The sequence below is a fragment of the Acinetobacter sp. YT-02 genome, from assembly GCF_002412355.1.
GTDB classification, from domain to species: domain Bacteria; phylum Pseudomonadota; class Gammaproteobacteria; order Pseudomonadales; family Moraxellaceae; genus Acinetobacter; species Acinetobacter towneri.
The window spans coordinates 16,295-30,829 of the sequence record NZ_NOZT01000014.1 but is presented as its reverse complement, the minus strand read 5'-3'; the positions used below and the strand labels follow the sequence as shown (position 1 = coordinate 30,829).

Here is a 14,535-nt window from a genome sequence, read left to right as displayed (position 1 = left end):
TCTATTAAAATCCCTAATTTGGGTTGGGTGAAAATGACTGAGAATCTGCGCTATAAGGGTAAAATTCTCTCGGCGAAAATATTTAAACAAGGTGGTAAGTGGTTTGTATCAATCGCTGTCGAGCTCACCCAGATCGAAAAGCTTAAACCGAAAACAGGTTTAAGTATCGGTGTTGATTTGGGTGTCTCTAATCTTGCCACCCTTTCAAATGGTGAGGTTATTCCTTCTAACGCACCACTTAAAAGACAGCTTGCAAAACTAAGACGACTCAACAAGTCTTTTAGTCGTAAGAAAAAAGGTAGTCAGAATCGAGAAAAAGCAAAAGCCAAGCTATCTCGCCTGCACTATAAAATTGCCTGTCTACGCAAGAATAATCTTCATCAAGTCACAACGGATTTGGTAACACGTTTTGATGTGATTGCGATTGAAGATTTGAATGTTAAAGGCATGTTGAGGAATCGTAAACTCGCAAGAGCTATATCCGATATGGGTTTTTATGAGTTTAAAAGGCAGTTGATTTATAAAGCCAAACAGCATGGAAAATCGGTACTTTCGGTTGGTCGATTCTTCCCAAGTAGTAAAATGTGTTCGTGCTGTGGTGAATTAAATCAATCTCTCACACTTTCTGCGCGAGAGTGGAAGTGCTTAGTTTGCCAAACCATCCAAAATCGTGATGTTAATGCATCAATTAATATCCTGCGATATGCGGATAAAGATTTAATCACTGCATAAGTGGTGATTAAGGCGGTGAGTTACACCGTGACAGCCTATGGAATTGAGGTAATCCCTAAAGCAAATGCTTTAGGTTCTTGATGGTGAAGTAGGAATTAAACATCAAACCCACATTGAGTAGGTTTGAGTAGGTTTTAAATAACGGTTAAATGGCTAAGTTTTTAAATACGAGCGCGACCAATTTTTTCTTAGAAGAACTGATAAAAAATGCCAAAGAAAGGTTAATTTTAATTAGCCCATATTTACGTTTAAATGATCGTATTAAAGAATTACTTGAAGATAAAGATCGACTCAAAATTGATATTCGAATCGTTTATGGAAAAAGCGATTTACATCCTGATGAAATAAAATGGATGCAAAAACTTGATTTTGTTCGGCTCAGTTTTTGTAAAAACTTACATGCTAAATGCTATCTCAATGAATCTGAATGTATTATTTCTAGTCTAAATCTTTATGAATTTAGCCAAATTAATAATAACGAAATGGGCATTTTGATTCGCAAATATGAAGATCAAGATGTCTTTAAAGATGCTTATGAAGAAGCGCAACGTATTATTCGTATTAGTGATGAAGTTAGAATTAGTTTAGATGAAGTGAAAGCCGAACCAACAAATGAATCTGTTGAAGAAACCAATGACAATAATGTTGGTAAATTAACATCATCTAAACTTGCAGCAAAACATAAAATGAAAACCAATGAATTGTTGGCTCATTTTACCGAAAAAGGCTTATTAAATATCAATGATGCTGGAAAGCACATACTCACTCAACAAGGCAAAGACGTAGGTGCAGAATTTAAAACCAGTCAATATGGTGGATATTTTTTATGGCCTGAAAATATTGAATTATAAACACCAATCAAAATTACAATAAAAAGCATCCATTACTTTTTTGAAATAATGGATGCTTTTTCTAAATTAAATCAGCTTAAACCGCCAAATCGGCTAAATTACCTTTTTGCTCTAACCACACTTTACGGTCTGCAGAGCGTTTTTTAGCCAGCAATTTATCCAATAAACCTGCGGTAAAATGACTATCATCCAAATCGAGTTGCACCAAACGGCGTGTATTTGGATCCATCGTGGTTTCACGTAACTGACTGGCATTCATTTCACCCAAACCTTTAAATCGGGTAATTTGCGGATTTTTGGTTTTGGCTTTTTTCAGCGTGTTTTCTAACTCATCTTCATCCAGCGCATAATGCACATCTTTACCGTCATCAATACGGAATAACGGCGGCATGGCGACGTATAAATGCCCATCTTCCACCAAACTTGGGAAATGTTTCACGAATAAAGCACACAGCAAAGTGGCAATGTGTAAACCATCTGAGTCGGCATCGGCCAAAATACAAACCTTACCGTAACGCAATTCAGATAAATCATCACTACCTGGGTCAACCCCAATCGCAATTGCAATATCGTGTACCTCCTGCGAACCCAAAACCTCGTCCGAAGATACTTCCCACGTATTTAAAATTTTTCCGCGAATTGGCATGATCGCCTGAAAGTTTTTATCACGTGCTTGTTTGGCAGAACCACCTGCAGAGTCACCTTCTACAATAAACAGTTCCGATTCTTCACGGGTTTGTCCCACGCAGTCGGCTAATTTACCCGGCAAAGCTGGGCCTGAAACGATTTTTTTACGTTCTACTTTTTTCGCTGCTTTTAAACGACGACCTGCTTTGGAAATTGCCATTTCTGCCAATTGCATGGCAATGTCAGAATTTTGGTTCAACCACAAGGCAAAAGCATCTTTGGCGATATTCTGCATAATGCTTGCCGCTTCACGGCTCGATAAACGCTCCTTGGTCTGCCCTGAAAACTGCGGTTCTTGGAACTTTAACGATAAAATGTAGTTAACCCCATCCCAAACATCTTCGGCAGATAGCTTTAAATTGCGCGGCAATAAATTGCGTAATTCACAGAACTCACGTAAAGCATCCGTCACACCAGAACGTAAACCATTGACATGCGTACCGCCTTGCGCAGTCGGAATCAAGTTGACATAACTTTCCTGAATTTGCTCGCCGCCTTCTACATTCCAGCAAATTGCAAATTCGGCACTGGCACGTTCTGCCTCACCTGTCGCCACAAAAGCAGGAGCAGGTACAATCTCACGATCTTCCAGCTCATCCATCAAATAGTCGACTAGACCATTTTCAAACTGCCAGACAATTTCTTCATCGTTAATTTCATCAATGTAATGAATTTCTAAACCAGCAGCCAGTACCGCTTTGGCTTTTAAATTGTGTTTTAAGGCTTTAAGCGCAAATTTAGGTGAATCGAAATATTTAGCTTCAGGCCAGAAATGTACCAACGTACCCGAAGCACGTTTTGGGGCTTTGCCTTCCAAGACTTCTAAAGGTGCAGCAGCTTCGCCCTGATCAAAAGCCATTTTATACAGGTTGCCTTGACGCTGTACGGTCACTTCAACCCGACTGGATAAGGCATTCACGACAGAAATACCGACCCCATGCAAACCACCCGAAAATTGGTAGTTATCGGTACTGAACTTACCTCCTGCATGCAGCTTGGTCAGAATAATTTCAATCCCGCTTTGCCCGTATTCTGGGTGAATATCGACAGGCATCCCACGACCATTGTCTTCTACCGACAAAGAGCCATCTTTATAAACTTTCACGGTAATTTTATTGGCATGCCCTGCTAGCGCTTCATCCACCGCGTTATCAATGACTTCTTGCGCCAAATGGTTCGGACGTGTGGTGTCGGTATACATGCCCGGACGACGACGTACTGGGTCTAAACCAGATAAAACTTCAAGAGATTGAGCTGTATATTGAGACACGTTGTACTGTTTCCTTAAGCTAGGGAATCCGATAAAAATTGCAGTAACATCGGAATTTTGTCTGCAAAATCATCCATGGCATGATTGCCGTGCGCTTCAGTCATGATCATGGCCGAAGGCGAGGCAGCACTATAATAACGCTGCGCTTCACGATAATCCAAAACTTCATCGCCTTGTTGCAATAACACCAATATTTTGTCTGCATCTTGCGCAACTGGCAACGCAATGTCTGCTAAGTCATCCAATTGCGCTGTAGTTAAGCTCCAGTTCGGATGTATCACATAGGGCAGCACATCGCCAAACGAATCCTGAAACAACTCCCATGGTCGCATAGCAGGATTGATCACAACAGCAGGTACATGATGCTGAGCGACCAGTTGTGTCGCATAAAAGCCACCCAGACTGCTACCTACCAACGCCACGTTGGTCAAACTTTGAATCAATGCCGATACGTTTGCTAAAACCTCTAAAGGTGGGGCATTTAAATCGGGCAAATGCATCTGAATATCAGGACAATACTGTTGCACATAGGCATACAATAGCTGCCCTTTCATGGACAAGGGACTGCTTTGAAAACCATGTAAATAAATTAAATTCATGCGTGACATTTCTCAGTAACACCATTCATTTTTTGGCTGATACAGCACTTATTTTGCATTTTTAATTTAATTTTCATGGAAAAATGCAATTGTTAGACAAAAAGATGCAAACATCTTAGCAGTCATCGGTATTTTACAAGTAGTTCAAGATGAACACGATAAAATAAAAGTATCGGGTTTGGTGACAATTCAGCTAAAAATTTGCAATCCTGTAAATTCATGAAATGCCAGCAGACCCTTGAGTTTATACCGCGACCCCAAGCAAAAATAAAGCGTTCGGTATATGGGAACACAAGGGGCAACACAGTATGCCAAGTTTAACACCGCTCCATGAAACCTATTGTAGATGGGACCGTACACCTCCAAGTCAGGCCGATGTACTAGAAGGCTTGGCGCAGTTGGTCAGCACGCGCCTGAATGCCGTGATGAGCGAAGTGATTCAAACTATTCAGCGTGAAGTTTTGCTCAGCGTATTCGGCATGAGCGAACAACGCTCTCAAAAGTTTCAAAAAACTGCGACTTTTCAAAAGTTGTATAAGTTTGCATTCCACAGCTTACAACAGTATGGCTATCATTTTGTTGCGCCTGGTTTACGTAAAATTATTGCGCAATTTCCCAACTTACATGACAAGGCACTTACACCAAGCCTGCATTTTTTAGTCGGCGTACTGAATGGTATACTGGGAGATTATCTACTCGAACAGCAAAATCCGCTCGCCTTACCGATGGTGCTCTATGACCATTATGGCGAAGTCCAACAAGGCGATTTGTCTGGGCGTGTGGTAATTTTTGTGCACGGTTTATGCCGCAATCACCTCGATTGGACGACACATCAATTCGGTGGTTTTGGTGAAAAATTACTGGCACAACGTGACCATAACACCATGCTATATCTAAATTACAATACAGGACGTCGCATTTCTGCCAATGGCCGCAGCCTTGCCAATACCTTAGATGATTTAATTCAGCGCCATCCTAAAATAACCAGTATTGATTTAATTGGGCACAGCATGGGCGGTTTGGTGTCGCGCAGTGCGCTGTTTTACGGCAAGCAAAATTTGCAGCACTGGATTCACTTGGTCGAAAATCTGGTCTGCTTGGGTTCACCACATCATGGGGCTGTTTTGGAGCGTTTTGGTTTCCATTTACAGGAAAAATTAGGTCGCTTTCCTATTGTGAAAATTGTCGGGCATTTGGTCAACATTCGCAGCAACGGCATTTTAGATTTGCGCTATGGCAGTGTGCGAGATGATGACTGGGAACATAATCAGGCACGAATTGGACAGGTCGATGACAACCGCAAACCTGCACCTTTGCCAACCCATATTAATGCTTATTTCGTGGCAGGCAGTATTGAGTTCGAGAAAAAGCAGAACCTGACCCGCAAAGTCATTGGCGACTATTTGGTCAGTGTAAAAAGTGCTTTGGGGGAGCACCCTAACCCACGGTTTCAATTAAGACTGCCTGAATCACACAAAGCTGTGTTCTATGGTCTGAACCACTTTCAGTTACAATATCATCCAAGTGTGGCAGAGCAATTGGTGAAATGGTTTTATCCTGCGCATGAAGAAGTACCAGAGCAGCAAATTCATAAATTTATTGGCGATTGGTCAAGTTTAGAAGGCATTGCGCTTACCTAAAACAGTCCAAGCAGTTCAAAATACGCTACAACACAATCATTTTAGATGGATTTTTAACAGAGCTTAAATACATAAAAAATGCGCCATCGCAATATGGATGACGCATTTTTGTCAATTCAGTGGGTAGGTTGCCCGAATTTATTTCTTCTTCACTTTGCCAAATGTAGTCGATGCCATAAAGGGATAGTTACGCAGCAATTGCCATAAACTGATGAGCGCCAACACGCTAAAGAACAGCAATGACCACACGGGTAAAGACTGCCCCAAGAACGTCCAATCAATCACAGCACATTCACCTGAACCCGACAGCACTTGTTGCAACACAGCTTTCATGGGTAAAGCATCTACCAAATAATCCAGTCCTGGGCCGCAGCTTGGCACTTGATCAGGCGGTAAGTTTTGCAGCCAAACATGACGTGCTGCCACACCCACCGACCATAAAATTCCAATACTGCCGAACAGCGCATAAATACGCTTAACCACGTTAGATTTAGGGTTATGCACAAAGGCAATCAGTGAAACCAAGCCCAATGCAATTAGGCCCACCCGCTGAAAAACGCACAGTGGACACGGCGCTAAACCTTGCACATGCTCCAAATACAATGCAAATGTCATCCCAATGACACTGGCTAAAAATAAAACACCACTTAGCAGACGATAACTCAATTGCATGTTTAAATCCCTGAACTGTTATCTATATTGTGCGACATAGTCTGCAAAACTCAGACCTTGTGCTTGTTCAAGTTGTTGTTGTTGCTGAATAGATTGCACTGCAATTTCATCAAAATATGTTTGTGTTTCAGGACGAAGCGTATGTTGTTCATACGCATGTGCATGTTGCTGTGCCATATAACTGCCAAAGCCCCACGTACCACCATGACGAATAGTATCGGCAATCATGTGTGCCGACAGAGTTTCATCAACTTCATGCAAACGCACCATCATGCGTTCTAAAGCTTGAGAATACAGCTGCGTCGCATAACTTTGGTCGAGTAAAGCAGCCAAAGGTTGCATGGCGGTGACATACTGCTGTCCCCACGCTTCAATTGGGGTTTTAACATCGCTCTCTTGAATGTGCGCATTTGGCGCACGCCCACGATTGACCACTTCGGCCTGATTTTTTTCGATGATGCTTTGTTCCGCATCTAACAAGGCTGGGCTGTCTTGCAACAAACAATACAATGCTAAGACTTCCAAAAAGCCTGCGGTATGTTCATCTATCCCAATTGGGCTATACGGATTAACATCTACCGCGCGTAATTCGACATAACCAATACCACGATTGGCAAGTGCTTGAGATGGGGTTTCACCTTCTTGTGGTACTTGTTTTGGGCGCACCAAACTGTAGTACTCATTTTCGATTTGCAGCACATGGTCATTAATTTGAATTGGCTCACCCGTAGCATCATCTAAACCTAAGCGGCTAAATGGCAAGTACGGGGTTTTCACGGCTTTTTGCAAACCATCTAAATAACCTGTTAAGTCATTGTAATGAATACCAAGTTTTTTCTGCGCCGAGTTTTGATAGCCAAAGTTACCCATACGCAACGCAGTCGCATACGGTAAATACAACGTGCCTCTTAACAACGGCAACAAATGATGTTCACGCCCTGTCATAAAACACTGACAAACCGATGGACTCGCACCGACTAAAAACATCACCAATGGCGTTAAACGAATAAAGTTACGAATTAAACCTAAATAACGATGACTACGATAATCTTGCAAACTCAGTGCTTTGAGCTGCTCATCACTTTCATGTTGTTGCAAGGCGGCAAATAAATGTTCAGGGAAGGATAAATTATAATGCACCCCTGAAATGGTCTGCATACGGCGACCATAGCGCACACCTAAACCACGGCGATACAAGGTTTTAAAGCGCCCAATATTGGAGCTGCCATATTGCGCCAGTGGAATACCGTCATCGGTTTCATCGAGCATACACGGCATCGACAGCGGCCAAAGTTTTTCACCTTCGCCTAAGTGTTGATGCACCACGCTATGAATATCTCGCAAATAATCAAGCGCGTGTTGAATGCTGCTTTGCGGTGGAGTAATGAACTCCATCAACGCTTCGGAATAGTCCGTAGTAATATGCGGATGTGTGAGTGCCGAACCCAAGGCTTGAGGATGTGCTTGCTGCGACAAGAAGCCATCGCTTTGCATACGCAGACTTTCGCGTTCAATCCCGCGCAACATCCCTTGAAGCAACGCAGCGTCTACCCATGTTGGTAGAACATCTTGCGCATTTGGTTCGGGTTGACTCATTACACTCTCGCTTAATCCAATACACTACAAATACGACATAAACCACAGGCTGATTTTGGGTCGGTGGCAATTTTCTCTATCATGCAGATGATCTGAGATGAAATTGCTACCGTTCAAGTATAACTTGATTTGGCATCAGCACATGCGCTTGGGCTGTTTTTTCTAACAAAATGATGATTTTGGGGCATGCTGACATTTAATAAAGTGGTCAACGTCAATAAATTTTAATTTGGCAATTTTTTATCACAAAGTTGCACTATAAGACATGCTAAATTTGTGATTTTATAATCAAAAGAACAGAGGTAAATAATAAAGCGTATGAATTATCAGGATTTTTTAGATTTTTGGTTTTCTCCTGCTGCGGAACCGAACTGGTTTGTCAAAAGCGCAGAGTTTGATGCCGTGCTTGCAGAAAAATTTACCGATGTACTGCAACAAGCGGCACAAGGAGAACTATGGACATGGCGCGAAACACCCGCAGGTCGTTTGGCTGAAATCATTGTTTTAGATCAATTATCACGTAATTTATACCGTAATGACCCGCGTGCCTTTGCCCAAGATGGAATGGCCTTGGTGTTGGCACAAGAAATGATTCACTTAAAATTGGATCAGGACTTAAACCCAACCGAACGTCGTTTTCTATATATGCCGTTTATGCACAGTGAATCCAAACGTATTCACGAAGTCGCATTAACGTTGTTTGAAAGTTTGAATGACCCCACCGTGTTGGGCTATGAACTGAAACATAAAGTGATTATTGACCGTTTTGGACGTTATCCACATCGGAATCAGGTGTTGGGACGTCCTTCGAGTGCAGAAGAACTTGAGTTTTTAACCCAACCCAATAGCAGTTTCTAACTGGCGAGCTTGTCTTGGCTGGTTGATGTGTACAGGAGCTTTCACATGAAATATTCCCTACTCGGTCTTGCCCTTGCCAGCAGTTTGCTGTTTACAGGCTGTGCCACGACATCCTCTAAACCGCTCAGCTTTGAGCAGTTGGGGCAATACAGCACCACACCACTGAATGCGCAAACCTATCGGATTAGTTTTTTAGCGGGTCATAACATGAGTTTTGGCACTGCAGAAGAAATTACTTTGGTGAAAGCAGCACAAACCACGCTGCAACACGGTTTTCGCTTTTTTAAAGTTTTAGATGATCCGAGTAACCGTAGCCAGAAACCACCTAGACAAGCCGTGGTTTACCCTGCACCAAGTTACTATCCGTATAGCTATTCGCCGTATGGATATTATCATCGTCGCGCACCATTCTGGCCTGACCCATTCTATGATATGCCGCAAGTGGTCACCCTCGATCCGACTCAAGTGTCTTACACCATTCAGTGTTTTAAAGATCAAAAATCTGCACCTGAAGATGCCTTTGATGCGAGCCTAATTTTACAATCACTGGGGGCAAAATATGGTTTAAGTCCAACAGGACAACCATTAACCCCACCAACCTCTGCCCCTGCCGCGCCCTAATGAGATAAGGATGCCTGCATGAATACAGCGTCTGACCACACTTTAGCGAGCAGCTCGCAGCATACCTCTCCGAGTCTGCAACGCAGTAAACGCTTTGCCACCATTGCTTTAGTGATTGCCGTGGTGGCATGGCTGGCATTAATGCTAACCGCAAAATTACTGCCTGAATATACGTGGTTGATTCACATACTAATGCTGTCTGCCGAAGCAGGCGTGGTCGGTGGTCTGGCAGACTGGTATGCGATTACGGTGCTGTTTCGCAATCCTTTTGGCAAAATGCCAATTCCTAAATTCTTACGTGATCACACCGAAATTATTCCACGCAACAAAGACCGTATTGCCGAGTCGATGGGGCGCTTTGTGCAGGAAAACTTTTTATCGCCCCAAGTGGTACAAAAAAGCCTGCATAGCACTGACTTATCCTTAGCCGTGGGTAAATGGTTGGCGAATCCGCAAAATAATGCGCAAGTGACCCAAGTCATTCAGCAAACTGTACCGAAAATTTTTGAATTTGTCGGGCAAGAACAAATTGGGCGCTTTATTCAAAGCAACAGTGTGCAATGGGTTCGCAATACTCAGGTCAACCACTTGGCCAGTGAAATGCTGCGTGCGGTTTTGGAAAATGACTTTCATCAGGATGTGCTGCAACGCGGTTTAGACCTTGCCCATGACTGGATGCTGAAACATCCTGAAAAAAGCCGTGAATTGACCCGTCAATTGTTTAAAGAGCTTGGCGTGTGGAAACTGGCCAAAGGTGCGAGCTGGATTGGAATTGATGTGCAGCAACGCACCATAGATTCTTTACTGCAACGGGTCGAATCTATGTTGGCAGACCCTGAACATCCTTGGCGACAAAAAATTGAAGATGCTGGGCAACAACTGATGTTACAACTGGCAGATAACAACAGCAGTGCCAGTCTACGTCTAAATGACACTAAAAATGCCCTATTAGACAGTCCGCAAGTCTTGAATTTTATTAGTGGTGCAGTGGTGATTCTCTGCAATGCGATTAAGGAAGATTTACAAAAATCTGATTCGGGAATTGCGCAAAACCTGCGTATTGCCATTCAGCAAGTCGGTGAAAATATCATTGCCAATACCGCAGTACGTCAATTACTGAATGAAAAAATGAGTACGATTGCGGTGAACTTGTCAGATCAATATAGTGAAAAAGTAATTCGCTTTATTAGTGAGCGCATTCATGAATGGGACTCGCGCGAAATGATTGGCAAAATTGAAAACGAAGTCGGTGGTGATTTACACATGATTCGGGTCAATGGTGTAGTGGTAGGTGCATTTATTGGTCTGGGATTGGGGATTATTCGGGCATTGGTGGAGTTGATTTGAGATGAAATTTTTTTGATAAGTCGATCTTGAGGTGTTCAATCAAAAATAACGCCTCGAACGATCTATTCAAGCCACATCATCACCCTTTACCCCATTTGCATTCCCCCCTGAAAACGCTACGATGTAAAACAAGCTGCTGCCACAACCAGAACCCCACTATGCTCGATATTCACGCGAAACTGCCTGCTCAAGGTCTGAGTATTTTTAGTACCATGTCTAACTTGGCACAACAACTGAATGCCTTAAATTTATCGCAGGGTTTTCCCGACTTTCCCCCACCTGCAGCATTACTGGATGCTTTAAGCCAAGCCACACACGCAGGCTTCAATCAATATCCTTCGGGCGATGGTTACTTGCCACTACGCGAACAACTGGCACAGCAATTTTTACAGCGTGATCAGCTAATGCTTGACCCGATCAGTGAAATTACCATCACCCCAGGGGCAACACTGGCTATTTTTAGCATCATGCAAACCGTGCTGCAGGCAGGCGATGAAGTCATTATTTTTGATCCAAGTTATGACAGTTATGCACCCTGTGTAAAATTGTTGGGTGCAAAAGCCGTTCATATTCCGCTGCAGGCTCCACATTTTCAGGTGGACTGGAATATGGTCAAAGATGCGATTCATGCCAAAACCCGCATGATCATCATCAACACACCACATAACCCCACAGGCACAGTATGGTCAGCGCAAGATTGGCAGCATTTAATTGATGTTATTCAGGAACATAATATTGTGGTGCTGTCCGATGAAGTCTATGAACATTTGGTCTTTGATGCGCATCAACACCGCTCTGCACTGTCTTTTCCTGAGCTTAGGGAACGCAGTTTTGTCGTGGGTTCCTTTGGTAAAACTTTTCATGTCACAGGCTGGAAAACAGGCTACTGTGCGGCTGCACCTGCCTTAATGCAGCTCTTTCGCCAAGCCTATCAATTTATTAATTTCTGCGGAGTTAGCGCTGTGCAAGTGGCTTTGGCAAATTATATGCAGCAGCACCCTGAACATATTGCAGAACTGGCAAAGTTTTATCAGGACAAACGTGATTTGTTTAATCAAGGCATTGCCAATTCACGCTTTCAATTCAGCCCTGCACAAGGCACTTATTTTCAAAATTTAGATTACAGCAATATCCGTCCCGGCTTAAATGCTGTCGATATGTGCCATTTTCTAGCCGAGGAGCACGGCATTGTCGGTATTCCTGTGTCTGCATTTTATCAAACCCCACCCGATGATTTACGTTTAATCCGCTTCTGCTTTGCTAAAAAAACTGAAACCCTGTTGCGTGCAGGTGAAATTTTATCGGCAATTTAAATAGTGAAACTCTACTGAAATGTCACTGAGTTACTGAAAAGCTAAGGCTTTTTATGACTCAATCATGCTAATGTGAAATTTCAAACAACCGCATAGTGAAGCGCAGGATTTGGCATGGCAAGACCTCAGGCACTGGTCGATCACCCTCAGCTTTGGAAAACCTTTTTGGTGTTTCTATTGCCACTGATTGCCACCAATATTTTGCAAAATCTTTCGGGCACCATTAACACGATTTTTGTCGGGCAAATGCTCGGTGTGGAAGCCATTGCTGCGGTGTCGGTATTTTTTCCCATTATTTTTTGCCTGATGGCCTTTGTGATTGGGCTTTCGGCAGGATCGACCGTGTTGGTCGGGCAAGCGTGGGGCGCACAAAATGTCGAAAAAGTGCGTTGTATTGTCGGTTCGACTTTATTTATGACCCTAATTGGCGGCAGTTTCATTGCCTGTTTGGGGGTGATTTTTGCCGAACAAATTTTAATATTATTAGGCACAGACCCTAAAGTGATGCATCTATCCCTGCCGTATGTGCAATGGATGTTGGCAGGCAGCCCACTGCTGTTTGTTTATATTATTTATACCTCTATTTTACGTGGAGTGGGCGATAGCCTTACGCCACTCATTGCCCTGAGTTTGACTAGTTTAATGGGATTGGTGATTACCCCCATCCTGATTGCAGGTTATTTTGGCTTTCCTCGCTTGGGCATTATTGCCCCTGCAATTGCCACCATTCTGGGCTATCTGGCTGTTTTAATTTTTTTGGTGATTTACCTGAATAAAAAGAATCATCCCTTAAAAATGGATGTGCATCTACTACGTCAAATTCGGCATCAACCCAATTTAAGCAAGGTGATTTTACGCTTAGGGATTCCCACAGGCTTACAAATGGTCACTACCTCTATGGCAGGTTTGGTGATTGTCGGTTTGGTCAATCGGCATGGTGCTGAGGCCACTGCCGCCTATGGCGCAGTTAATCAGGTGTTGAACTATATTCAATTTCCTGCGCTATCTATTGCAATTGCCGCTTCAATTTTTGCTGCACAAGCCATTGGTGCAGGCAAAGCCGAATTACTGGCTAAAGTGACCCGTACAGCCTTAGGCATGAATTTGCTGATTACAGGTATTTTAGTCACCTTGGGTTATTTATTTTCTAAATATCTGATGGCGTTGTTTATTACCGATCCTGCGGTGGTGGTACTGGGTCAGCAGCTCTTATTTATTGTGTTATGGGCCATTTTATTTTTTGGTGCCAGTGCAATTTTTGCCTCCATTATGCGCGCCAGTGGCACGGTCAATGTTCCAATGATCATCAATATTTTAGCGATTGTTTTAATTGAAGTACCGTGTGCTTATTTCTTCAGTCAGTGGTGGGGTTTGCAAGGAATTTGGTATGCCTATGCCTTGGCATTTGTGAGTCTGTGCATCGGTCAAGGTGCGTATTATCAATTTGTCTGGAAGAAAAAAACCATTCAGGTTTTGGTCTGAATGGTCTGTTATATTTGTAAGTTAGATTAACCGCGTTTCTTGCCCAACTTAGTCGCCCATGCGGTAACTTTCTGATAACCCGTTGGAACAATACGCTGGATTAAATCCAAAGTTTTGGCATCATTACCAATCAATAAACGGCGCTTGTCTTTTTGTACCGCTTCTAAAATTTGGCGCGCCGCTTCTTCAGGCGGGCAACGCAATAATTTATTAAAAGCACGTGCCGATTTTTCAGGATTCATGCCCAAAGTGCGCATGCTGTCGTTCATTTTAGCATTGTTGGCAATATTGGTACGAATCCCGCCTGGATGCACGCTCAACGCACTCACACCACAATTTTCCAAATCCAATTCCTGACGCAAAGACTCGGTAAAACCGCGCACCGCAAATTTGGTTGCGTTATAAGCCGACTGCGTTGGCTGTGCAGTTAAACCAAATAAACTGGAAATGTTAATGATATGACCATCTCCCGTTTGTTTGATTAAAGGCAAAAATTCTTTGGTGCCATAGACCACACCCCAGAAATTAATACCAACAATCCACTCCAACTCTTCGTAACTTGCACCTTCTACGGTAGAACCCAACGCCACGCCTGCATTATTAAAAATCATATTGACCGAGCCGTGGTCTCGCACAGTTTCAGCTGCCCATTCGCGCATTTGTTCTAATTTAGAAACATCCACCTTTTTAATGGTCACGCGCACATTACTGTCTTTGAGCAAATCCACTGTTTGCGCCAAACCTTGTTCATTCACATCACTGAGCGATAAATGACAGCCTTGCTTCGCCAATAGAACAGCCAATTGCTGCCCAATACCCGAGCCTGCGCCTGTAATTGCGGCAACTTTATTTTTAAAATTTTTCATG

At 43.1% G+C, this 14,535-nt stretch carries 13 protein-coding genes; 8 read left to right on the top strand and 5 right to left on the bottom strand.

Annotation, left to right across the window (positions count from 1 at the left end):
* On the top strand, positions 1-732 hold a 732-nt coding region (locus CF596_RS05835), incomplete at its 5' end, for an RNA-guided endonuclease TnpB family protein (RefSeq protein ID WP_096901511.1).
* Between the two features lie 149 nt (positions 733-881).
* Positions 882-1,583, top strand: coding sequence for a phospholipase D family protein (locus CF596_RS05830; RefSeq protein WP_004974184.1), 702 nt, complete (start codon positions 882-884; stop codon positions 1,581-1,583).
* 76 nt (positions 1,584-1,659) lie between these two features.
* Here the strand turns inward: CF596_RS05830 and parE are convergent, their stop codons facing one another.
* Positions 1,660-3,540, bottom strand: a complete 1,881-nt coding sequence (gene parE / locus CF596_RS05825) for a DNA topoisomerase IV subunit B (RefSeq protein ID WP_096901509.1) — start codon at positions 3,538-3,540, stop codon at positions 1,660-1,662.
* 14 nt (positions 3,541-3,554) lie between these two features.
* A complete protein-coding gene (locus tag CF596_RS05820; protein WP_096901510.1) occupies positions 3,555-4,139 on the bottom strand; it encodes a YqiA/YcfP family alpha/beta fold hydrolase in 585 nt (194 codons plus the stop codon).
* A 308-nt stretch (positions 4,140-4,447) separates the two neighbouring features.
* Here CF596_RS05820 and CF596_RS05815 point away from each other — a divergent pair, with 308 nt between their 5' ends.
* The gene (locus CF596_RS05815; RefSeq protein ID WP_096901508.1) at positions 4,448-5,779 is read left to right on the top strand and encodes an alpha/beta fold hydrolase; all 1,332 of its coding nucleotides are present in this window, start codon (positions 4,448-4,450) and stop codon (positions 5,777-5,779) included.
* Positions 5,780-5,917: 138 nt separating this feature from the next.
* Here CF596_RS05815 and CF596_RS05810 read toward each other — a convergent pair whose 3' ends face one another.
* Both CF596_RS05810 and gshA read right to left on the bottom strand, forming a co-directional pair.
* The gene (locus CF596_RS05810; RefSeq protein WP_096901507.1) at positions 5,918-6,451 is read right to left on the bottom strand and encodes a disulfide bond formation protein B; all 534 of its coding nucleotides are present in this window, start codon (positions 6,449-6,451) and stop codon (positions 5,918-5,920) included.
* 18 nt (positions 6,452-6,469) lie between these two features.
* Positions 6,470-8,047 carry a glutamate--cysteine ligase gene (gene gshA, locus CF596_RS05805; protein WP_096901506.1) on the bottom strand — a complete coding sequence of 526 codons (1,578 nt, stop codon included), beginning with the start codon at positions 8,045-8,047 and terminating at the stop codon, positions 6,470-6,472.
* A gap of 318 nt (positions 8,048-8,365) precedes the next feature.
* On the opposite strand from gshA, the gene CF596_RS05800 reads away from it, so the two are divergent.
* The 5 genes from CF596_RS05800 to CF596_RS05780 all read left to right on the top strand — a co-directional run bounded on the left by CF596_RS05800 (position 8,366) and on the right by CF596_RS05780 (position 13,668).
* The gene (locus CF596_RS05800; protein ID WP_096901505.1) at positions 8,366-8,905 is read left to right on the top strand and encodes a DUF924 family protein; all 540 of its coding nucleotides are present in this window, start codon (positions 8,366-8,368) and stop codon (positions 8,903-8,905) included.
* A 45-nt stretch (positions 8,906-8,950) separates the two neighbouring features.
* Positions 8,951-9,526, top strand: a complete 576-nt coding sequence (locus CF596_RS05795; protein ID WP_096901504.1) for a hypothetical protein — start codon at positions 8,951-8,953, stop codon at positions 9,524-9,526.
* Positions 9,527-9,544: 18 nt separating this feature from the next.
* Positions 9,545-10,873 carry a DUF445 domain-containing protein gene (locus tag CF596_RS05790; RefSeq protein WP_096901503.1) on the top strand — a complete coding sequence of 443 codons (1,329 nt, stop codon included), beginning with the start codon at positions 9,545-9,547 and terminating at the stop codon, positions 10,871-10,873.
* A gap of 158 nt (positions 10,874-11,031) precedes the next feature.
* Positions 11,032-12,186 carry a methionine aminotransferase gene (locus CF596_RS05785; RefSeq protein ID WP_096901502.1) on the top strand — a complete coding sequence of 385 codons (1,155 nt, stop codon included), beginning with the start codon at positions 11,032-11,034 and terminating at the stop codon, positions 12,184-12,186.
* 114 nt (positions 12,187-12,300) lie between these two features.
* A complete protein-coding gene (locus CF596_RS05780; RefSeq protein WP_096901501.1) occupies positions 12,301-13,668 on the top strand; it encodes an MATE family efflux transporter in 1,368 nt (455 codons plus the stop codon).
* Positions 13,669-13,694: 26 nt separating this feature from the next.
* Here CF596_RS05780 and CF596_RS05775 read toward each other — a convergent pair whose 3' ends face one another.
* Positions 13,695-14,534 carry an SDR family NAD(P)-dependent oxidoreductase gene (locus CF596_RS05775; RefSeq protein ID WP_096901500.1) on the bottom strand — a complete coding sequence of 280 codons (840 nt, stop codon included), beginning with the start codon at positions 14,532-14,534 and terminating at the stop codon, positions 13,695-13,697.
* Position 14,535: the final 1 nt, after the last annotated feature.

Excerpts from the sequence above, each read along its gene's own strand:
- CF596_RS05830 (WP_004974184.1), top strand. The coding sequence starts at position 882 with ATGGCTAAGTTTTTAAATACGAGCGCGACCAATTTTTTCTTAGAAGAA.
- CF596_RS05820 (WP_096901510.1), bottom strand. The coding sequence starts at position 4,139 with ATGAATTTAATTTATTTACATGGTTTTCAAAGCAGTCCCTTGTCCATG.
- CF596_RS05815 (WP_096901508.1), top strand. The coding sequence starts at position 4,448 with ATGCCAAGTTTAACACCGCTCCATGAAACCTATTGTAGATGGGACCGT.
- CF596_RS05810 (WP_096901507.1), bottom strand. The coding sequence starts at position 6,451 with ATGCAATTGAGTTATCGTCTGCTAAGTGGTGTTTTATTTTTAGCCAGT.
- gshA (WP_096901506.1), bottom strand. The coding sequence starts at position 8,047 with ATGAGTCAACCCGAACCAAATGCGCAAGATGTTCTACCAACATGGGTA.
- CF596_RS05800 (WP_096901505.1), top strand. The coding sequence starts at position 8,366 with ATGAATTATCAGGATTTTTTAGATTTTTGGTTTTCTCCTGCTGCGGAA.
- CF596_RS05795 (WP_096901504.1), top strand. The coding sequence starts at position 8,951 with ATGAAATATTCCCTACTCGGTCTTGCCCTTGCCAGCAGTTTGCTGTTT.
- CF596_RS05790 (WP_096901503.1), top strand. The coding sequence starts at position 9,545 with ATGAATACAGCGTCTGACCACACTTTAGCGAGCAGCTCGCAGCATACC.
- CF596_RS05785 (WP_096901502.1), top strand. The coding sequence starts at position 11,032 with ATGCTCGATATTCACGCGAAACTGCCTGCTCAAGGTCTGAGTATTTTT.
- CF596_RS05780 (WP_096901501.1), top strand. The coding sequence starts at position 12,301 with ATGGCAAGACCTCAGGCACTGGTCGATCACCCTCAGCTTTGGAAAACC.
- CF596_RS05775 (WP_096901500.1), bottom strand. The coding sequence starts at position 14,534 with ATGAAAAATTTTAAAAATAAAGTTGCCGCAATTACAGGCGCAGGCTCG.